Source organism: Bordetella genomosp. 8 (assembly GCF_002119685.1).
Lineage (GTDB): Bacteria > Pseudomonadota > Gammaproteobacteria > Burkholderiales > Burkholderiaceae_B > Bordetella_C.
The window spans coordinates 4,616,834-4,636,565 of sequence record NZ_CP021108.1; the positions used below are offsets into that span (position 1 = coordinate 4,616,834).

16 protein-coding genes, 1 tRNA gene and 1 pseudogene are annotated in these 19,732 nt (G+C 62.8%); 11 read left to right on the top strand and 7 right to left on the bottom strand.

Going from position 1 to position 19,732, the window contains the following annotated elements; translation table 11 throughout:
* Nucleotides 1-149 precede the first annotated feature (149 nt).
* From ilvC to CAL12_RS20945, 3 genes and pseudogenes are all read right to left on the bottom strand, one after another.
* Entirely contained in the window at nucleotides 150-1,166 is a 1,017-nt protein-coding gene (ilvC, locus tag CAL12_RS20935; protein WP_086066380.1) for a ketol-acid reductoisomerase, read from the bottom strand.
* Between the two features lie 67 nt (nucleotides 1,167-1,233).
* Nucleotides 1,234-1,725, bottom strand: a complete 492-nt coding sequence (gene ilvN, locus CAL12_RS20940; RefSeq protein ID WP_066353686.1) for an acetolactate synthase small subunit — start codon at nucleotides 1,723-1,725, stop codon at nucleotides 1,234-1,236.
* A gap of 9 nt (nucleotides 1,726-1,734) precedes the next feature.
* A pseudogene (locus tag CAL12_RS20945) lies at nucleotides 1,735-3,477 on the bottom strand (acetolactate synthase 3 catalytic subunit); the annotation flags it as partial.
* Nucleotides 3,478-4,006: 529 nt separating this feature from the next.
* Here CAL12_RS20945 and CAL12_RS20950 point away from each other — a divergent pair.
* The gene (locus CAL12_RS20950; RefSeq protein ID WP_086066382.1) at nucleotides 4,007-6,223 is read left to right on the top strand and encodes an FUSC family protein; all 2,217 of its coding nucleotides are present in this window, start codon (nucleotides 4,007-4,009) and stop codon (nucleotides 6,221-6,223) included.
* A 12-nt stretch (nucleotides 6,224-6,235) separates the two neighbouring features.
* Here CAL12_RS20950 and yaaA read toward each other — a convergent pair whose 3' ends face one another.
* From yaaA to CAL12_RS20965, 3 genes are all read right to left on the bottom strand, one after another.
* The gene (yaaA, locus tag CAL12_RS20955) at nucleotides 6,236-7,009 is read right to left on the bottom strand and encodes a peroxide stress protein YaaA (protein ID WP_086066383.1); all 774 of its coding nucleotides are present in this window, start codon (nucleotides 7,007-7,009) and stop codon (nucleotides 6,236-6,238) included.
* 35 nt (nucleotides 7,010-7,044) lie between these two features.
* Nucleotides 7,045-7,827, bottom strand: a complete 783-nt coding sequence (locus tag CAL12_RS20960) for a 3-hydroxybutyrate dehydrogenase (RefSeq protein WP_086066384.1) — start codon at nucleotides 7,825-7,827, stop codon at nucleotides 7,045-7,047.
* Nucleotides 7,828-7,922: 95 nt separating this feature from the next.
* The gene (locus tag CAL12_RS20965; protein ID WP_086066385.1) at nucleotides 7,923-9,080 is read right to left on the bottom strand and encodes a cation:proton antiporter domain-containing protein; all 1,158 of its coding nucleotides are present in this window, start codon (nucleotides 9,078-9,080) and stop codon (nucleotides 7,923-7,925) included.
* Between the two features lie 265 nt (nucleotides 9,081-9,345).
* On the opposite strand from CAL12_RS20965, the gene CAL12_RS20970 reads away from it, so the two are divergent.
* From CAL12_RS20970 to CAL12_RS21015, 10 genes are all read left to right on the top strand, one after another.
* Nucleotides 9,346-9,436 (top strand) — tRNA-Ser (locus tag CAL12_RS20970).
* A 492-nt stretch (nucleotides 9,437-9,928) separates the two neighbouring features.
* Entirely contained in the window at nucleotides 9,929-12,058 is a 2,130-nt protein-coding gene (locus tag CAL12_RS20975) for a hydantoinase/oxoprolinase family protein (protein ID WP_232464583.1), read from the top strand.
* Nucleotides 12,055-13,617, top strand: coding sequence for a hydantoinase B/oxoprolinase family protein (locus CAL12_RS20980; RefSeq protein ID WP_086066386.1), 1,563 nt, complete (start codon nucleotides 12,055-12,057; stop codon nucleotides 13,615-13,617). The genes CAL12_RS20975 and CAL12_RS20980 overlap by 4 nt, the downstream gene beginning before the upstream one ends.
* Nucleotides 13,604-14,632: a Bug family tripartite tricarboxylate transporter substrate binding protein gene (locus tag CAL12_RS20985; protein WP_086066387.1), complete on the top strand. Its 1,029-nt coding sequence runs from the start codon at nucleotides 13,604-13,606 to the stop codon at nucleotides 14,630-14,632. The genes CAL12_RS20980 and CAL12_RS20985 overlap by 14 nt, the downstream gene beginning before the upstream one ends.
* 82 nt (nucleotides 14,633-14,714) lie before the next feature.
* Nucleotides 14,715-15,668: a LysR family transcriptional regulator gene (locus tag CAL12_RS20990; RefSeq protein ID WP_086066388.1), complete on the top strand. Its 954-nt coding sequence runs from the start codon at nucleotides 14,715-14,717 to the stop codon at nucleotides 15,666-15,668.
* Nucleotides 15,669-15,831: 163 nt separating this feature from the next.
* Entirely contained in the window at nucleotides 15,832-16,485 is a 654-nt protein-coding gene (locus CAL12_RS20995) for a GlcG/HbpS family heme-binding protein (protein WP_157793065.1), read from the top strand.
* A gap of 207 nt (nucleotides 16,486-16,692) precedes the next feature.
* A complete protein-coding gene (locus tag CAL12_RS21000; RefSeq protein WP_157793066.1) occupies nucleotides 16,693-17,184 on the top strand; it encodes a DUF4189 domain-containing protein in 492 nt (163 codons plus the stop codon).
* Between the two features lie 73 nt (nucleotides 17,185-17,257).
* Nucleotides 17,258-17,710: a DUF4189 domain-containing protein gene (locus tag CAL12_RS28775; protein WP_420042797.1), complete on the top strand. Its 453-nt coding sequence runs from the start codon at nucleotides 17,258-17,260 to the stop codon at nucleotides 17,708-17,710.
* Nucleotides 17,707-18,240 (top strand): DUF4189 domain-containing protein, encoded by a 534-nt coding sequence (locus CAL12_RS21010; protein WP_086066392.1) that lies wholly within the window; start codon nucleotides 17,707-17,709, stop codon nucleotides 18,238-18,240. Before CAL12_RS28775 ends, CAL12_RS21010 begins: the two co-directional genes overlap by 4 nt.
* Nucleotides 18,237-18,668 carry a lysozyme inhibitor LprI family protein gene (locus CAL12_RS21015; protein ID WP_157793068.1) on the top strand — a complete coding sequence of 144 codons (432 nt, stop codon included), beginning with the start codon at nucleotides 18,237-18,239 and terminating at the stop codon, nucleotides 18,666-18,668. Before CAL12_RS21010 ends, CAL12_RS21015 begins: the two co-directional genes overlap by 4 nt.
* Nucleotides 18,669-18,695: 27 nt before the next feature.
* Here CAL12_RS21015 and CAL12_RS21020 read toward each other — a convergent pair whose 3' ends face one another.
* Entirely contained in the window at nucleotides 18,696-19,724 is a 1,029-nt protein-coding gene (locus CAL12_RS21020; RefSeq protein WP_157793069.1) for a hypothetical protein, read from the bottom strand.
* Between the last annotated feature and the right edge of the window lie 8 nt (nucleotides 19,725-19,732).

Genomic DNA, 19,732 nt, shown 5'->3' on the forward strand with positions numbered 1-19,732 from the left:
CCGATCGCTGCGAGTATGCGACAAAAAGGGCATTCCACACACCGCTCCCGGCGGCTTCGGCCGGCGCAACCGCGAACCATACGAAAAAGCGGCATGCCTGGGCATGCCGCTTGAGCAATCCGCATACCCGGGCGGGCCGGGCGGCGCGATCAGTTCTTGGACTTGTCCACCAGCTTGTTGGCGGCGATCCAGGGCATCATCGCGCGCAGTTTGCTGCCGACCTGTTCGATCTGCGATTCCGCGTTGATGCGGCGGCGCGAGGTCAGGGTCGGGGCGCCAGCGGCGTTTTCCAGGATGAAGCGCTTGGCGTATTCGCCGTTCTGGATGTCGGCCAGGGCCTGGCGCATGGCTTCGCGGGTCTGCGACGTGACGATCTTCGGCCCGGTCTCGTACTCGCCGAATTCGGCGTTGTTCGAGATCGAGTAGTTCATGTTGGCGATGCCGCCTTCATAGATCAGGTCGACGATCAGCTTGAGCTCGTGCAGGCATTCGAAGTACGCCATTTCGGGCGCGTAGCCGGCTTCCACCAGGGTATCGAAGCCCGCCTTGATCAGCTCGACGGTACCGCCGCACAGCACGGCCTGTTCGCCGAACAGGTCGGTTTCGGTTTCTTCGCGGAAGTTGGTTTCGATGATGCCGGCACGGCCGCCGCCGTTGGCGCTGGCATAGGACAGCGCGACGTCGCGCGCGGCGCCCGACTTGTCCTGGTACACGGCGACCAGGTGCGGCACGCCGCCGCCTTGGGTGTACGTGGAGCGCACGGTGTGGCCGGGGGCCTTGGGCGCCACCATGATGACGTCGATGTCTTCACGCGGCACGACCTGGCCGTAGTGGACGTTGAAGCCGTGGGCGAACGCCAGGGCGGCGCCAGCCTTGATGTTGGCGTGGACTTCGTCGCGGTAGACCTTGGCGATGTTCTCGTCGGGCAGCAACATCATGACGACGTCGGCGCCCTTCACGGCTTCGGCCACTTCCTGGACTTTCAGGCCGGCATTGGCGGCCTTGTTCCACGACGCGCCGCCCTTGCGCAGGCCGACCACGACCTTGACGCCGGATTCATGCAGGTTCAGCGCGTGCGCATGGCCTTGCGAGCCATAGCCGATGATGGCGACCGTACGGCCCTTGATCAGGGAAAGGTCGCAGTCCTTGTCGTAGAAAACTTTCATTTGGGTAGCTCCAGAATTCTTTCTTCAGTAATGAATAAACAGATGATGATCGATCGGCCGAGGCCGGTCATAGCTTCAGCACGCGTTCCCCGCGACCGATCCCCGAAACCCCGGTACGTACGGTTTCCAGGATCGCGCTGCGATCCAGCGCCTCGATAAAGGCCGAGATCTTCTCCTGCACACCGGTCAGTTCGATGGTGTACGACTTGTCGGTTACGTCGATGATGCGCCCGCGGAAGATATCCGCCATGCGCTTCATTTCCTCGCGCTCCTTCCCGACCGCGCGCACCTTCACGAGCATCAGCTCGCGTTCGATATGCGCCCCTTCGGTCAGGTCCACCACCTTGACCACGTCGACCAGACGGTTCAAGTGCTTGGTGATCTGCTCGATGACTTCGTCGGACCCGGTGGTGACGATGGTCATGCGCGACAGCGTGGCGTCTTCCGTAGGCGCCACGGTCAGCGTTTCAATGTTGTAGCCGCGGGCGGAAAACAGGCCCACCACGCGCGACAGCGCGCCCGGCTCGTTCTCCAGCAAAACCGAAATCACGTGTTTCATGTCGCCCCCTTACAGATCCTCGGAACCCAGCAGCATTTCGGTCAGGCCGCGGCCGGCCTTGACCATCGGCCACACGTTTTCCGCACGGTCCGTAATGAAGTCCAGGAACACCAGGCGGTCCTTGTGCTTGCGGAAGGCTTCGCGCAGCGCCGGCTCGACGTCGGCGGGGCTTTCGATGCGCAGGCCCACGTGCCCGTAGGCTTCGGCCACCTTGACGAAATCAGGCAGCGAATCCATGTAGGACTCGGAATAGCGCGAGCCGTAGTCGATCTGCTGCCACTGCCGCACCATGCCCAGGAAACGATTGTTCAGGCAAATGATCTTGGGCGTCAGATGGTATTGATGGCAGGTCGACAGCTCCTGGATATTCATCTGGATGGACGCCTCGCCGGTGATCACGGCCACGTCCTGCCCGGGGTTGGCCATCTGCACGCCCATGGCGTACGGCAAGCCCACGCCCATGGTGCCCAGGCCGCCGGAATTGATCCAGCGGCGCGGCTGGCCGAAGCGGTAGTACTGCGCGGCCCACATCTGGTGCTGGCCCACGTCGGAGGTGACGAAGGCGTTGCCGCCAGTCACTTCCCACAGCTTCTCGACCACGAACTGCGGCTTGATGACGCTGGTGGAATTGGCGAACTTCAGGCATTCCTTGCCGCGCCATTCCTGCACCTGCTGCCACCACTTTTCCAACGAAGGCGGCTTGGCCTCGGCCACGCGCAGCTGCGCCAGCATCTCGATCAGCACGTCCTTGACGTTGCCGACGATGGGCACGTCCACGCGCACGCGCTTGGAGATCGACGACGGATCGATATCGACGTGGATGATCTTGCGGGGATTCTGCGCGAAATGCTTCGGGTTGCCGATGACGCGGTCGTCGAAGCGCGCGCCGATGGCCAGCAGCACGTCGCAGTGCTGCATCGCCATATTGGCTTCGTAGGTGCCGTGCATGCCGGGCATGCCCAGGAAGGCCGGATGATCGGCGGGCAGCGAACCCAGGCCCATCAGGGTGTTGGTGCAGGGCGCGCCCAGCAGGTCCACCACCGCGCGCAGCTCGGCCGCGGCGTCCGACAGGATGACGCCCCCACCGGTGTAGATCATGGGGCGTTCGGCCGCCAGCAGCATCTGCACGGCTTTCTTGATCTGGCCCTGGTGCCCCTTGTTGACGGGGGCGTAGGAGCGCATCGTGATCTCGCCCTTGGGCGGCACGTACTTGCACGGCGCCAGCGTAATATCTTTCGGAATATCCACCAGCACGGGGCCGGGACGGCCGGTGCGCGCGATGTAGAAGGCGCGGCGCATCGTATCGGCCAGGTCCTTGACGTCGCGCACCAGGAAGTTGTGCTTGACGCAGGGCCGGGTGATGCCGACCGTGTCGCATTCCTGGAAGGCGTCCTCGCCGATGGCGGCGGTGGGCACCTGTCCACTGATGATGACCATCGGAATGGAGTCCATGTACGCGGTGGCGATACCGGTCACGGCATTGGTGACGCCGGGGCCGCTGGTGACGATGCACACGCCCACCTTGTTCGACGAACGCGAATAGGCATCGGCGGCATGCACGGCGGCCTGCTCGTGGCGTACCAGGATGTGCTGGAACTTGTCCTGCTTGAAGATTGCGTCGTAGATGTAGAGCACCGCGCCGCCAGGATAGCCAAAGACGTGTTCCACGCCCTCATCGGCCAGGCAGCGCACGACGATGTCGGCGCCATTGAGTTCCATATTGTCGTTCCTTTCAGTGTTCCGGCCCTGCGATCAGGAGTGCGGCGCCGTCATATCCGGGGATATTCGGCTGCTGAACCCGATACCGGCCCCGACAACACGACCCGGCGCTTCGCGATTCACGGAATCGCTCCACCCGGATGCCTTGCCGATCCGGCACGCGTCCATCCAGTACGCAGTGCATAGCGCCCCCATGGGCGCCGGAGATCGAAATGGAAGCCCTTGACTACGCGCTTGTGGCACGGCCAAACGGCAGGGTACTGCTGGCGCATCGAAACCGGTCGGTAGACCGGGAAACTGGCAAACCATTCCCCCCGGCCCTGGATGACGGGACGGCGGGAACCGGTGAATTTACCGTGTTTAAGGGTTTACTAGCAAATCAGACGGAGTTACGGAACGGGGATGTATTCCACGCGTCGGTTTCCCGCCACATCGGAACGGCCCTGGACCTGGCCCAGACCGGATGGGCTCCTGGCCGGCACGGGTGGCGGGCGGCAAATAATCGGGGACTCTCTATACTTGCCACCTAACCCTGTCCCCATTCGTCCCCAAGCCGCCATCCATGGACTTGCGCATCGCGAATCTCCGCCGCTTCATCTACAGCCATTATTTCTTTGGAGGCGTGCGTCAGGGGGTAGGCATGCTGCTGCCCGTCCTGATCCTGGGCGTGGTCTTCGGCGAATACACCCTGGGGCTGGTGGCCACCTTCGGCGCCCAGTGCGTGGCGATCATCGACCAGCCGGGCGGCCCGCAGCAGCACCGGACCAACGAGATGCTGGGCGGCGCCATACTGGCCACGCTGACGGTCTGCATCACCGGCTTCGCTTCCACCAACCGGCTGGCCCTGTGGCTGGTGGTCATCGCCCAGTGCTTCTTCTATTCGCTGTTCACGGTCTTCGGCAAGCGCGGCGGCCTGATCGGCTTCGCCGGCCTGCTCGTCATGGCCTTGACCATGCACTCCCCGCTGCCGCCGGACCAGGTGCTGCTGCACGCGGCCGGCACCCTGGGCGGCGCCCTCTTCTACCTGGCCTTCAGCCTGGGCTTCAGCCGCCTGTTCTGGCTGCGCGAAGAGCAGCAGGCCATGTCCGTGGCGCTATTCGCGACGGCGGACTACGTGGCCGCGCGCGCCTCGTTCTACGACGAAGCCGATGACCTGGAGGACTCCTACCGCACGCTGATCCAGCGCCAGTCCACCATGACGGAGAAACACCAGGCGGCGCGCGACGTGGTGCTGCGCGCCCTGCCGCGCGGCAAGGGCTGGGGCGACGCGCGGCGCGTGATGATCTTCAATATGTTCGTCGACATGCTGCAGCTGGTCGACACGCTGTTCGCCACCCATACCGACTATGCCACGCTGCGCCGCGCCCTGACGGGCAACGACGTGCTGCTGTTCATGCGCGATTCGCTGCTGAAGATGTCGCTGAACCTGGACCGCATCGCCCTGGGCATTTCGCAGGGACGCCCGGTGCGGCGGCGCACCAGCATCAAGGCCGAACTGCGCGCGATCGAGTACGAAATCGACCAGCTCAAGCAGCAGGGCCTGGCCGAGCGCGAGCCTGAAATCTACGCCCTGGTCATCCAGATCCAGCGCCGCCTGCGCAATGCCTCGCGCATCGTCGAACGCCTGGCCGACCATACGCTGGGCGGGCCGGACGCCAAGCCCACCAGCGCCCTGCGCATCGACAAATCCCTGACGCGCTTCATGACGCGGCAGGAATTCCGCTTCGGCATGATCACCAGCAATCTGCGCATGGATTCGCCGAATTTCCGCTATGCCCTGCGGGTCACGCTGGCCGCCGCCCTGGCGATGACGGTCAGCGAACTATGGGTATCGGAGACATTCTCCGCGCATAACTATTGGATCATGCTGACCATCGTGATCATCATGAAGCCGGGGTTCGCACTGACGCGCCAGCGCAATGGCTGGCGGCTGGGCGGCACGCTGATCGGCTGCGTGATGGCCCTGATCCTGCTCAATGTGACCAGCAGCCCGGAAATATTGTTCGCCGCCCTGCTGGCCGCCTGCATCATGGGCAACAGCCTGGTGCAGCTGAACTACATGGCCAGCGCGATTTTCAATACCCTGTTCGTGGTGCTGGTGTTCCACTTCGTGTCGCCGGGCACCGTATCCATGAACGTGATCGGCGAACGGGCGCTGGACACCTTGATCGGCTGCGCCCTGTCGCTGGCCTGCAGCTACGCCTTTCCCTGGTGGGAAGCGCGCTTCCTGCCGCCGCTGGCGCGCGCGGCGATCAAGGCCAACCGCGAATACCTGCGCACTGGGCTGCAGTACGCCGGCGTGATGCGGCAGAAGCAGGCCCGCCGCGAAACTCCCGACCAGGCCCAGGGCCCGGTGCCCGAGCCGCCCGCCACGCAGACCGAGATCGATGCCGATCTGAACTGGCGCCTGGCCCGCAAGAACGTGCACGTGGCCTTCAGCAACTTCGCCGAGGCCTTCTACCGCATGATGAGCGAGCCGCAATCGCGGCAGCAGTTCGTGCCGGAGATGAACAACCTGCTTATCCAGAACCACATCCTGGCCTCGCAAACCACGGCCGCCGTGCCGACGCTGGCCACGCTGAGCCAGGAACCGCCGCCTTCGGTGAATGACACGCTGGAAGCGGTCATCGTCATGCTGGATCCCGCCCACCCGCCCGTGCCGCCGCTGCCAGAGCAGGTGGACACCCAGGGCGAGCTGGCATCGCTGGCCTACCCGTTGAAGCTGATGGTGCGCGCCGGGCAGATGATCCGCCAGGAAAGCACGGCGTTGGATGGCTGAGGCCTATATCCTTCAGGCCAGCTTGCGGCGGAACACCAGCTTGTCCGGCGTCGATACCGAAGCGTCGTAGGCATAGCCTTCGGCATCGAAGCCCTGCAGGCGTTCCGGCGTGGCAGCCTTGTGCTGGATGGCATAGCGCGCCATCAGCCCGCGCGCGCGCTTGGCGTTGAAGCTGATGATCTTGTAGGCGCCGTTCTTCCAATCCTGGAACACGCACTGGACCACGCGGGCCTTCAAGGCTTTCAGGTCGACCGCCTTGAAATATTCCTCGGACGCCAGGTTGATGACGATGGGCTTCCTGCCGCCTTCCAGGCGTTCGTTCAGGTACTCGGCGATCTCGGAACCCCAGAACTCATACAGGTTCCTGCCGCGCGGCGTTTCCAGGCGCGTGCCCATTTCCAGCCGGTAGGGCTGCATCAGGTCCAGCGGCCGCAGCACGCCGTACAGGCCGCTGAGTATCGCGATATGTTCCTGGGCCCATTCAAGCTGCGTCGGACTGAGCGTGGGGGCCTGCAGGCCTTCATAGACATCGCCGTTGAAGGCCAGGATCGCCGGACGGGCGTTCTGCTGCGTGAAGGTCGGCTTCCACGCCGCGTAGCGCTTCGCGTTCAGCTCGGACAGCGCCGGGCTCAGATCCATCAGCTCGGCGATGTCTTCGGCGCTTTTTTTCTTCAGCACCTTGATGAGGGCGGCCGCCTGGTCGACGAAAAGCGGCTGGGTATGCAGATCCACGCCCAGGGGCGAGTCGTAGTCCAGCTTCTTGGCGGGAGACAGCAGAAACAGCATGTTCGAAGGTGTCCTTGATGTATGGGAAGTGTTCTTCAGCGCGCCGTCCAACCGCCATCGACCGAAATCGACGCGCCGGTGACCTGTTCGGCTGCCGGCGAGCACAGGTACACCGCCGTGCCGCCCAGTTGCTCCGGCGTCACGAACTGCAGCGACGGCTGCTTTTCGCCCAGCAGTTCGCGCGCGGCGGCTTCCTGGTCCACGCCGTCCTTGGCCGCGATGGCGGTGATCTGCTTTTCCACCAGGGCCGTGCGCACCCACCCCGGGCAGATCGCATTGGCGGTAACGCCCAGGCCGGCGGTCTCCAGCGCGGTGACCTTGGTCAGGCCGATCACCCCGTGCTTGGCGGCGACGTAGGCCGACTTGCTGGCCGAGCCGACCAGGCCATGCGCCGACGCGATATTGATGATGCGGCCCCATTTCTGCTTCTTCATATGGGGCAGCGCGGCCGCCGTGCCATGGAACACGGCCGACAGATTGAGGGCGATGATGGCATCCCACTTTTCCGGCGGGAAGTTTTCGATCAGGTCGGTATGCTGGATGCCGGCGTTGTTCACCAGGATGTCGATGCGGCCGTAGGCCGATACGGCGTTTTCCACCAGTTGGCGGACCGCGGCGCCCTTGCTCAGGTCGGCGCCGTCGTAGGTCGCCTTGACGCCATGCGCCAGCGCCAGGCCAGCCCGGGTCTTCTCGATTTCCGCCGGATCGCCGAAGCCATTCAGCACGATGTCCGCCCCCTGCGCCGCGAGCGCCGTGGCGATACCCAGGCCGATGCCGCTGGTGGATCCAGTGACGACGGCGACTTTACCTTTCAGCATGACGATGCTCCTTTGCGGCAGGAATCGAGGATGGACGGATGATGGCGCCCGGTCAGGGACGCCCCGGTCAGGGACGCCCGGTCAGGAAGGCCTGGTCAGGGCGCCCCGGAAGTGTAGCCTTCCACGCGCTTGGGCTGCATGCGTTCGAACAGCTTGATCAGGACCGGCACCACCGCCATGGAAACGGCCACCACCACGGAAATCAGGTCCCGGTGGGGCGCGGACAGCAGGCCGTTGTCCCAGGCTTCGTTGAACAAGGCGAAACCGAACTCGCCGCCCTGCGCCAGGGCGATGGCAAAGGGCATGCGGTGATAGGTCGGCAAGCCGGACATGCGGGCGATGCCGTACAGGATAGCCCCCTTGACCACCAGCAAGGCCGCCACGCTGAACAGGATGAAGCGCCAATGTTCACGCACGACGTCCAGGTTCACGGACATGCCGATACCCAGGAAGAACAGGCCCAGCAGCAGCCCCTTGAACGGCTCGATGGAGGCCTCCATCGACTCCCGGTACTTGGATTTCGCCAGCAACACCCCTACCAGGAAACCGCCCAGGCCGGCGGACAGGCCCGCATAATCGAATAGCTGCGCCGAACCGATCACCACCAGCAAGGTCGCGGCGGTGAACAGTTCCCGCAGTTGCGCCCGTTCGGCCCAGCTGATCACACGCAGGCGGTAGCCGGCCAGCACGACCGCCACCGCCACCAGCGCGGACAGGAAGGACGGCGCGCGGGTCCCCCCGCCCCCTATGATGCCCAGCGCGATCAGCATGGGAATGGCCGCCATGTCCTGCAACAGCAATACGCCCAGCGCAGTCCGGCCCATGGGGGTCCGGCTCAGTTGCCGTTCGTCCAGCAGCCGCATCGCGACCGCCGTGGACGACAGCGCCACCGCGCAGCCGCAGATGATGGCGCCGGTCCAGGACATATCGATCAGGTGGCGCAGGATCAGGCCCATCAGCAGGGAAAGGACGCCGGCGCAGGACACCATCTGGAAAATGCCCACGCCGAAGACTTCCCGCCGCATGCCCCAGAGGCGCGACGGCTCCAGCTCCAGGCCGATGACGAACAGCATCATCACCACGCCCCACTGGGAAATATCGACGATGGCGGGAACGTCGGTGACCAGCTTCAGCGCCGATGGGCCGATGATGATGCCGGCCAGCAGATACCCCGGAATGGTCCCCAGTCCCAGCACCTGGGTAAGCGGCACGCAGATGACCGCGGACAACAGCAGGACAACGATAAGTTCCATGGCCACCTTGCCGGACAGAACACATATTCTGACAAGAAATTACGATAGCTGGAGTATCGCCGCCGGAGGTGAACACGGGGAGGAAATTTGCTGGTAGAATAGTGGGCTTTGCTGCTCGCTGGACCTGTTTTCTTGCAGGATCAGGTTCCTAGAGCACTCACGGCGTCTGTTGACCACCCCGTGTCCTCGCCCCGGTCGTTGTCGATGCTTCCGCATCGGAACGCCCGCCAGGCAAGACCAGGGAGCCGCCGAGAGGAACGCACCAGGAGAGGTGGCAGAGTGGTCGAATGTACCTGACTCGAAATCAGGCGTACGGTTTCCCCGTACCGTGGGTTCGAATCCCACCCTCTCCGCCAATTTTTCGCCATATGGCGCCAAGCTCGGCCCGCAACCTCAAGAGCGCCGCAAGGCTTTTCCAGGTTTCGGTTGCCGGCGCCTGGCGGGCGCCGCTCAGCGCGCAATGGCGCCAACTGCCTAGCCTCGTTTAGTCCGTCAGTTCGCCCCCCAGATACGATCAACAACCTGACGCCCTCGCCTCCCTCGATGCGCGGCAGGACGGCGGACGCGCTTCATCCACTGACGCATCCACAACAGCGCAGCGCTGTCACTGCGACGACTTCGATACCAGATCCTGGAGCCCGGCGGTCCGTAGCTCACGGCTCCAAGCAGACCCGATGCCGCTCGCAGCGAGTCGGCAATACAGACGGCGGTTTCCCCGGTCGAGAGACCATCCCGGCCCCGGAATGATTGATAAAAAAAACTGGGAGCTCGATCGAAAACAACCGTTTGTGCTGCTGAATCAGCGTTCATACCATGACAACCTGATCAACGCATGAGCGGGGGAAGACTTGCAAACCTCGAACGCAGGCCCGGGTGTTTTGCGCGTGGCCGTAGACATCGGCGGTACATTCACCGACGGCATCGCCGCATTGATGCCGTCGGGCCGCATGTGGGCCGGCAAGACGCCGACAACCCCAGACGACCCCGGCAAGGCAGTTTCCGAGGTGATCGAAGATTTACTGTGCCAGGTGCACGCCAGCCTCGGGGTCCAGGCACCGCCCCTGTTCGACGTCGTCCATGGCACGACGCTGGTGACCAACACACTGATCGAGCGCAAGGGCGTGCCGACCGCCTTGGTCACGACAAGGGGGATGCGTGACGTCTTGACGCTCGCCCGCGAACAACGCTACGACATCTATGACCTGGATATCGTGCTGCCTGCACCGCTGGTGCCGAATCGGCATCGGATAGAAGTCGATGAACGGCTGGACGCCGATGGCAATGTACTGGCGCCCTTGAACGAGAACGCAAAGCAGGCCCTCCTGCAAGCGCTTCGATCCATGGACGTGCAATCCGTGGCGGTCTCCTTCCTGCATTCGTACGTGAACGATGCGCACGAACAGGAGGTCGCCAGATACCTGGAAAGCAGGCTGCCGGGCATGGCCGTTTCCATTTCCTCCGAACTCGCACGCGAGATCAATGAATTCGAACGCACCTCCACCGTGGCCGCGAATGCCTACGTGAAGCCGATCGTCGCACGATATCTGGAGGAACTCGAATCACGGATCGCAGCCATCAAGCCCAAGACCCCGCTGCGTATCATGGTGTCCAGCGGAGGATTCACGTCCGCGCAGGCCGGCGCGCGCGCCCCTATCCAGTTGCTCGAATCCGGCCCTGCCGCCGGCGTGTTGTCGGCCGTGAACCTGGCACGCCAGCACGGCATGTCAGAAGTGCTTGCCTTCGACATGGGAGGTACCACGGCCAAGGCATGCGTCGTGCTGGACAGCACCGCGCCGATCGCCCACAGCTTCGAATGCGCGCGCGTCGAACGCTTCAAGCGCGGATCTGGCCTCCCCATCCGCATTCCCAGCATCGAATTGATCGAGATCGGTGCCGGTGGCGGTTCCATCGCGCACGCCAACTCGATGGGCCTGCTGAACGTTGGTCCGGAATCGTCGGGCTCGGTGCCCGGACCTGCCTGCTACGACCGCGGCGGCCTTGAACCCACGGTAACCGATGCAGATCTGCTGCTGGGCTACCTGGACGCGGAACATTTCCTGGGCGGAACCATGAGACTCAGGCCCGAATTGGCTGCGGCTGCCATGACGAGTCTGAGTGAACGGCTGGGCGTCGACGCTGACGCCGTTGCACGCGGCATCTACGACATGGTCAACGAAAACATGGCCAGCGCGGCGCGCATCCATATCGCGGAACAGGGCCATGACCCCCGCGAGTTCGCAATGGTCGCAACCGGCGGCGCCGGCCCTGTCCATGCCGTGGAAGTGGCCCGCCGATTGCGCATTCCGCAAGTGCTGATTCCCGTGGGCGCCGGCGCCGGCTCCTGCCTTGGGATGCTAGCCGCGCCGGCTCGCGCGGATCGGTCCTGGTCGCATCCTCAGTTGCTTGCGAACGTTGACTGGACCGACGTGGCCCAAAGAGCCCATTCATTGCGCGAGGATGCGAGTCGCGAGCTGGCCGCCGTTGGCGTGTCAACCAGCGAAGTCACCTGGCAGCTTGGTGCCGAAATTCGGTACTACGGCCAGGGTTACGTGGTCTCGGTCCAGTGCCCCTATCGCAATGATGAAGATGTTGCATCCGCCCCCCTGTTAGCGGCTTTCGAGGACCAATACCGCAAGCTTTACGGTGCGCTGGTCGATGAGGCCGTGCCGGAAGTGCTGACGTGGCGTCTGACAGGTAGTGCGCATACTGCGCCTGTCCGGTTCGAATGGGGCGACAAGCGCACCGCACCCGCGGCGAAGAAACAAGCCCCACGCTGCAGCAGGTCCATCTACGCGCCCGGAAAGGGACACAACGTGGATGCGCCCGTGTATGAGCGCTACGCGCTGCCGCCAGGCACCACGCTGGCCGGGCCGCTGATTCTCGAGGAACGCGAGTCCACCATTGTCGTCGCGGTTCACGCCGACGTACTGATACTTGATGACCGTACGGTCAGCGTTTCGATCAAGGAGTTCCAATGAACGCGCCCGCCATTGCCAGAGCCACCAAGACGGAGTTCGACGCCATCGAACTCGAGATTCTCTGGAAGCGCCTGGTTGGTATCGTCGACGAGGCCGCCGCCGCGTTTGTGCGCACCTGCTTTTCCACCCTGGTGCGTGATGCGAACGACTTCGCCGTAGTCCTGACCGACGCCAAGGGACGTGCCCTGGCACAGTCCAGCATCAGCCTGCCGGGTTTCATCGCTTGCGCGCCGGCCGCCGTGCGCCATTTCCTGGAGAAGTTCCCGCCCGAAACGATGCATCCAGGCGACGTCTACATCACCAACGACCCCTGGAAGGCAACGGGTCACATCCATGACGTGACGACTGCCACCCCGATCTTTCACCGGAACAAACTGGTGGCGTTTGCCGCGGCGGTGTCGCATCTGCCCGATATCGGCGGGCGCCTGCGCAGCAACAGCTGCCGGGAGATCTACGAAGAGGGCCTGCAGATACCACTGATGAAACTGGTCAGTGCCGGACAGGTGAACCAGGGTCTGGTCGAAATCATTCGACAGAACATCCGCGTCCCTGAACAAGGGCTAGGGGACATCTGGGCACAGGTCGCCGCCGGCCGGATGATGGTGGCTCGCCTTCAGGGGCTGCTGGATGCGGTCGACCTGGAAAGCCTGGGCACTGCGATCCGAGCCCGTTCAGAGACCGCCATGCGGGAGGCGATAGCGCGGATTCCTGATGGCGTCTATCGATCCGTGGTAGAGCACGACGGGGTGGAGGACACCATACGGATCGCACTGACGCTGACCGTCGATGGCGATCGCATCGACGCAAACTATGAAGGTACCAGCCCGCAAATTGCCCGATCGCTGAATACACCGCAGATCTTCGTGCGTTCATATACCGCATTCGGTTTGAAAGCGCTGTTGTGCCCCGACGTACCCAATAATGACGGAAGCCTGGCACCGCTGACCACGCGCGCGCCCCTGGGCTGTCTGCTGAACCCTGTGTTTCCGGCCGCCACCGGAGGCCGTGCAGCCATAGGGCATCTGCTGCCCGGCGCAGTGTTCCAGGCGTTGGCAGAAGTACTTCCCGAGCGCGTCTGGGCGCCGGGCTCGCCAAACTCATCGATCACCATGGCTGGCGAGTATCGGGGCAAGCGTTACGCCGGGGTCAGCTTCATTACTGCCGGGCAAGGTGCGAATGCTCGACGCAACGGCTACTCGGCGCTTGCGTTCCCCGCCAACCCGGGCAACACCCCCGTCGAAGTGCTGGAATCGCAAATGCCGATACGCGTATTGCGGCGCGGCTTGCGAGCAGGAAGCGGCGGCACCGGGCGGCACGTCGGAGGGGATGGCATCACTTTCGAGTATGAGATCCTGCCCGATGCTCCCGATGTAATCGCATCATTCCTGATGACAAAAATGAAGTCCGCACCGCAGGGCGTAAAGGGCGGCGGGTCGGGCAAGCCGTGCCGATTGTTGGTCAATGACGAACCGATTGATCCCACAGAGCCACGCATTCTCAAGGCGGGAGACCGCGTACTCGTAGAAACCGCAGGGGGCGGAGCATATGGAAAAGCATAGATGGCACTTGCGCATCACCCGGATCGCGGTCGCAGCGTGGACGACAATGACGGCGGTGGCGTATGCCGCGGATGTTCCGTCGTCCAAAGACGCAAGCGACGATGGGGCACAGATAACGACGTATCCCAACCAGCCGATCCGCATTATCGTGCCATATGCCGCTGGCGGCCTGCCCGATATGATTGCCAGGCTTCTCGGGAGCGACCTGACCTCGCGGCTGGGGCAGCCCTTCATCATCGAGAACCGGCCCGGTGCGAACGGCACAATCGGCACAGGCCTGCTGGCCCGCTCCAAGCCTGACGGCTACACGCTGGGTGTCGTCGCCAGCTCGCATGTGTTCGGGCGCGCCTTGATGCCTCATTTGCCCTACGACCCGATCAAGGACTTCGCGCCCATTACCATGGCGGTCACCACGCCGATCGTATTGACAGCGTCCGGCACGCTTCCGGTGACGACGCTGGCTGACTTCATCCAATATGCGAAAGAACGACCTGGACAGCTGACTTTTGCCTCAGCGGGAACCGGCAGCAATACCCATGTGTACGGCCGCTGGTTCACCGACATGGCAAATATCCAGATGGTGCACATCCCTTACAAGGGAGCCGCGCCAGCGCATGTCGACCTGATTGCGGGCAGGGTCGCGCTCTCCTTCGACACACTCGCCGCCGCACAACCCTACATCGACAGCGGAAAGCTCAAGCTGCTGGCAGTCGGCGGTGATGCACGGCTACCGGAATATCCTCAGGTACCAACCGTCAAGGAGTCCGGTTACCCCAAGTTTGAGGCACAGTCATGGAGCGCCGTGCTTGCTCCGGCGGGCACGCCCCCCGCGATAGTGGAAAAACTCAATCGCGCCATCGTTGCCGCCCTGCAGACGCCCGAAATCAAAGAGAAGTTGACGTTGGCAGGCGCCCAGGTTGTCGCAGATTCGCCGGAACAGGCCAAGGAAACGTTGGTTCGGGACGAACAGCGCCTCGGAGCCTTGATAAAGTCGATGAACATCACGCTCGAGTGAATTTTTTCCGGGGCGGGGGCGGGTGGGGGTCACGTGTAGAATTTCGGTCATCATCGACACGTACTCATTGTGAGGTGCTGTCTTGAAGAACCTGTCCCTGCGCCATCTGCGGTGTTTCGTCGCGGTGGCGGAAACCGGCTCATTTACGCAGGCAGCGGCGCGGCTCTTCCAGACGCAGTCGGCCCTTACCGCGACCATCTCGCAGTTCGAGGAAGCGGTGGGCATGAAATTGTTCACGCGCAATACACGGCGGGTAGAGATGACTCCAGACGCCACTCGATTCAAGCCCATCGCCGAACGCTTATTGCGCGATTTCGAATCTGCCGTCGGTGACTTGCACGCAATTGCCACCGGGCAGAAAGGGCATATCTCGGTTGCCGCGGTGCCCTCCGTGATGGTGTTGTTCCTGATGCCGGCCCTTGCGGAGTTCCGTCGAGAGCATCCCGACATTACCGTCAGCGTGCGCGACGGCGGCTCGCGTCAGATCGAGCAGAACGTGCTCGGCGGCGAGGTCGACTTCGGGCTGTGCCGGCGAACGCACTCCTATCCCGAACTGGACTATGTGCCGATACTGCGCGACCGGTTTGGCGTCATCTACCTGGACGATCATCCGCTTGCCCGGATCAAACGCCCCTTGAAATGGACCGACCTTGCCGGCCAGGATTACGTCGCGTTGGAAAATGAAGTCACGGAAGACGTGGGCCCCGCGACCTATCCTGAGCTCGAACTGACCAACACGCTGAATCTGCGCGACCGGGCATCCAGTGTTACGTCACTGTATGCAATGCTGGGACTTGGCGGCCGCTTGTCGGTGCTTCCCTTGCTGACCGCCCGCGCAGGCCCGCTGGCTGATTACAACTTCCGCATCCTGAATGGCCCGTCCATCAGTCGCGAGCTCTGTCTCGTCACTCGGCACGTTCGATCATTTTCGCCCAACACGCGCCGCATCCTGGACGCCGTGATGCGTTCCATCCGCATCAAAGGCTGCATCGACGGGCTGGAAGTCATGGCCGCCGACCGAGCCGACGGTCCTTAGGACATCGCCATTGCTTGATCGGTGCATCCTTGGTCCCGTACTTCGGAAGGCTTCCTGCTGGGCTGCAGGCTACTCATTTTTTTGATCAATGCATCGAAATTAGTCACTGGCAGGAATTGCAAGGCGCGCTTAGCATCTGCCGCTCGATACCCGGAGCAGATCATTGGAACACCGTTCAAACCAAGCAACCGCGGTGCGGTTCATCCAGGCTATTCAAACCACTTTCCCGCCGCATCGGTTGCAAAGTGAATGTTGCGAACTCGATGGATGGTCATGGACGGAAGGCTTCCAGCGCAGGGTCAAGGCCGTCGCGTGCAGCACACTTGCCGGAATCTGCATCACGCTGACGCAACCCGCCTGGAGCGCGGGGAAGAACATTATCGAAATGCCCAAACTGTCTTGGCGCATGGCCTTGAGCATGGCGTCTGAGGCCGTAGCCGTCTGCCAGGACCGCGGCATCTCCGTGACCGCCACCGTCATCGACTCCGCAGGACTACGGCAAGCGGTCGTGAAAGGAGACAGTGTGGGTCCGCATTCGTTGTCGCTGTCTTATCGCAAGGCCTTCACCGCATTCGCCGTAGCGGACGCCCTTGAAGTTAACACTACCAGCGAGATATTGAAGACCGGCAAGATGAACGCCGGCAGTCCCGCGCTCAACACGGATCCCGACCTTATCTTCCTGGCGGGCGGCGTTGCCATCCACGGCCACGGAAAGACGCTGCTTGGGGCTATAGGGGTCTCTGGCGCGCCAAGCGGTTTGACCGACGAAGGCTGCGCCGCGGCCGCGTTGGCGAAGTACCAGTCGGAGATCGACTGAGCCGCTACGGCACCGCCCCGCACCGCGAGCGATCATCCTCTCAAGCCTGGATCAAGTTTGGTGGAAACCGCTCATGACGCCTGGTTTGCATGAACAAAGGTAGCCACCGACGGATGATATGCTTTGATATAGATGGGCAGTAAACATTGGCTGCCCACAAGGCGCAGCCCCCAAAAGGCCCTGCCCTTCTTTTCGAGGAACCGCCTGATGAAATTTATCGCCTTCGGGTTTTGGATTTTGCTTGCCGCTCCCTTTACGGTTCATGCGCAGTGCGCGCCCGGCATCCCGGGTGCCGGCAATCCGGGATGTATCCCGCCCACGATGCAGAACTCGCCCTACAACCAGGGCATGGATGCCCCGTCGCCTCCGCCGCCTGTCTGGCGCGAAACCTGGGGGGCCATCGCCATAGACATGAACGTCGGCCGGGCGGGCATGTCGGATACGGAAATGAGCAAGGACTCCGCTATCTCGGTCGCGCTGGCCCGATGCAAAAGCGCGGGCGGTAGCCAATGCGAGATCAAGACCACGTACCACAACCAGTGCGTCGCCCTCGCCCAGCAAAAAGGCGGCGGGGATGTCGTGACCTTTACCGGGCCGGACAAAAGCCGGGCCGAGTTGCAGTCCGTGGAGAGATGTGGGGGCAAGGCGCGCTGCGCCGTCGTCTACAGCGCCTGCAGCGATGCCGTCCGAGTGCAATGACTTCATCATGACCATGCGAAAGAAAATCCCATCCATCGCCTTCGGGCTTTGGCTGTTGCTCGCCGCTCCCTTGATGGCTCATGCACAGTGCGCACCGGGTATTCCTGGCGCGGGAAATCCTGGTTGTATTCCTCCCTCGGCCCCCAATTCTCCCTATAACCAGGGTGGCGGCGCCTCCGCTTCGTCGCCAACCCCGCCGCCCGTGTGGCGAGACAGTTGGGGAGCCATTGCCATGGACCCTAACACCGCGCAGTCTGGTACGGTGACTGGCCTGCCGGACAAGCAGGCGGCGACACGCGCAGCGCTCGATCAATGCCGTCGAAACGGAGGACGGGCGTGTCAGATCCTCGTGTCGTACTACAACCAATGCGCCGCCGTGGCCCAACGCCCGGGTGGAGGGCCGGTTTCCGTCGCCCACGCCGCCGAAGAAAAAGATGCCGGCGATTTGGCGGTGAACGCATGTGGCGGAAAGTCCGCATGCGTGGTCGTTTATAGTGCCTGCAGCGACGCCGTCCGAGTGCAATGACTTTCATCATGACCATACGAAAGAAAGCTCCATTTATCGTCTTCGCGTTTTGGATTTTGATTGCCGCTCCGTTGATGGTTCATGCGCAGTGCGCAGCCGGAATCCCAGGTGCCGGCAATGCGGGCTGCATTCCACCTTCGGCGCCGAATTCGCCGTACAACAATCACGCGGGGGATTACCCGATTCCGGGCAACGCGCCGGCACCCAAATGGAGGGATAGCTGGGGTGCCGTCGCGATGGACGACGGGACTGGCGCGGCCGGCGTAGCCGTCAATGAGGAAAGCAAGTCGTCGGCCAGTAAGATTGCCATGAACCAATGCAGCATGAATGGCAGCCCGCATTGCAAGGTCATCATTTCCTACTACAACCAGTGCGTGGCCGTGGCGCAGCAAGATGGCGGCGGCTTCATCATTGCAGCAGGCCGCGCGGAGCAGGCTGATGCCGACCAATACACCATGTCCCAATGTGCCAAACACGGCAAGTGCGCAATCGTGTACCACGCGTGCAGCTACGCCGTTCGAGTGCAATGATGTCCACCAACAAGTTTGAACGGATGCGGGCCCGGCTCACGTGGCGCATTCATCGCCTGAGCGCGCACCTTGGCACGAGCGCGGCGATCGTGCTGGCCGCGCTGTTGCCACCGGGCGTGGCTCACGCCGCGGGTTTCGACTGCAAGTTTGCCAAAACCCAGGTCGAGCACCTGATCTGCTCAGTTCCCAAGCTGTCCAAGCTCGACGATCAGATGAAAGTGCTGTTCGAGAAGATCGAAGACGAGACCGCCGGCCACGATGGCGAAACCGGCAAGCTGATCGATCCGGCTGGCGAAGAACAGGCCCGCTGGCGCACCACGGTACGGGACCGCTGTAAAGACGCGGCGTGCCTGGAGTCCGTCTACGTCGCACGTCTGGCGGCGATGCGAAAGAATTGGGCTCAGGCGCTGGACCCGGCGGATCGATAACGCCCGATTACACCCGCGCTCGCTGTCTTACTGCTCGCCTTCGCAGCGATTGTCGGTTGGCGTTCGCTTGCCCGCGATTCTCCGGTGCAGCGTCAGGTACTTCACGTTTTCCTTTCCTGACTGCCGATACCAATCCAACTGGTCGCCCCGCAGCACAAAATAATCGGCCTGCGTCGTATCGAAATTGGCGCAACGAGCGTCCGAGGCCATATCTTCGGTGCTGTCCGTGCAGAAATGCGCATACAGCTTGCCGTCGCGAATATCGCCCTGCAAGGATCCTTGCTCGCCGATACCGCGGCCGGAGCCGTCGCTCCAGTTGCCAGTCGCCTTCCCATCGCGGACCTTCAGGCTGACGCCGGCCGCATGCCGCCAACCGCATGTCTGCTGGTATACCCAATCCCCCTGAAAGCCTGCCGCCCCCATGGAAGGAGATGCATTGGAAGCAGCACGCTCAGCCTGCATGCTGATCGAAAAGGTCGCGTAGGGATTGTCGAATGCATTGGCGTTCATCGCGCCGATATCGATGCGCGCGCTTTCGGCATGGCCGTAGGATCTTAATGAAAAAAATCGCGTGACCTTCTTCCCGGCAAGCAAGTCATCGTTATAAAGCGCCGGGCTGAACATCACCTTGGAATGATGAAGTTCAACCGTGATGCCCACGATCGACCAATGGCATACCCCTTGTCCGAAATAGTCCTCGTCGAGGAAACGGTCAAGCACGACGTCAGCCTTATACGTGTTGTCGCCCACAGCGACGAAAGCCACCGGTACTCGTTTTTCAGGAACCACCGTTGCGCCGGACACGGGTGTCAATGGCACGCAGGCCGGCGTGTCGACGCGATAGTTCACGTGACCTTCGACCCGTTCGAACGGCCCCGGCGCCGCATGAACGACGGCGCTGACGCTGTAGCGGAGTTGGGGTGAGGGATTGAGGCGAGCTTCCCGACTCGCGACCGCACGTGCCTGGCTCTGGGCGTGGGCTGGTGCCTGGCATAAACACAGGCACGCGGCCAGCGTGATGCAGAAGAGTCTGCAAACTGTTGCGAACGGAGTCATTCTCATCG

What these genes read in the sequence shown, in the direction of transcription:
- CAL12_RS21000 (WP_157793066.1), top strand. Translation starts at nt 16,693, where the DNA reads ATGAAATTTATCGCCTTCGGGTTTTGGATTTTGCTTGCCGCTCCCTTT.
- CAL12_RS20980 (WP_086066386.1), top strand. Translation starts at nt 12,055, where the DNA reads ATGAACGCGCCCGCCATTGCCAGAGCCACCAAGACGGAGTTCGACGCC.
- ilvC (WP_086066380.1), bottom strand. Translation starts at nt 1,166, where the DNA reads ATGAAAGTTTTCTACGACAAGGACTGCGACCTTTCCCTGATCAAGGGC.
- yaaA (WP_086066383.1), bottom strand. Translation starts at nt 7,009, where the DNA reads ATGCTGTTTCTGCTGTCTCCCGCCAAGAAGCTGGACTACGACTCGCCC.
- CAL12_RS21020 (WP_157793069.1), bottom strand. Translation starts at nt 19,724, where the DNA reads ATGACTCCGTTCGCAACAGTTTGCAGACTCTTCTGCATCACGCTGGCC.
- CAL12_RS20950 (WP_086066382.1), top strand. Translation starts at nt 4,007, where the DNA reads ATGGACTTGCGCATCGCGAATCTCCGCCGCTTCATCTACAGCCATTAT.
- CAL12_RS21010 (WP_086066392.1), top strand. Translation starts at nt 17,707, where the DNA reads ATGACTTTCATCATGACCATACGAAAGAAAGCTCCATTTATCGTCTTC.
- ilvN (WP_066353686.1), bottom strand. Translation starts at nt 1,725, where the DNA reads ATGAAACACGTGATTTCGGTTTTGCTGGAGAACGAGCCGGGCGCGCTG.
- CAL12_RS20960 (WP_086066384.1), bottom strand. Translation starts at nt 7,827, where the DNA reads ATGCTGAAAGGTAAAGTCGCCGTCGTCACTGGATCCACCAGCGGCATC.
- CAL12_RS21015 (WP_157793068.1), top strand. Translation starts at nt 18,237, where the DNA reads ATGATGTCCACCAACAAGTTTGAACGGATGCGGGCCCGGCTCACGTGG.
- CAL12_RS28775 (WP_420042797.1), top strand. Translation starts at nt 17,258, where the DNA reads ATGGCTCATGCACAGTGCGCACCGGGTATTCCTGGCGCGGGAAATCCT.
- CAL12_RS20985 (WP_086066387.1), top strand. Translation starts at nt 13,604, where the DNA reads ATGGAAAAGCATAGATGGCACTTGCGCATCACCCGGATCGCGGTCGCA.
- CAL12_RS20965 (WP_086066385.1), bottom strand. Translation starts at nt 9,080, where the DNA reads ATGGAACTTATCGTTGTCCTGCTGTTGTCCGCGGTCATCTGCGTGCCG.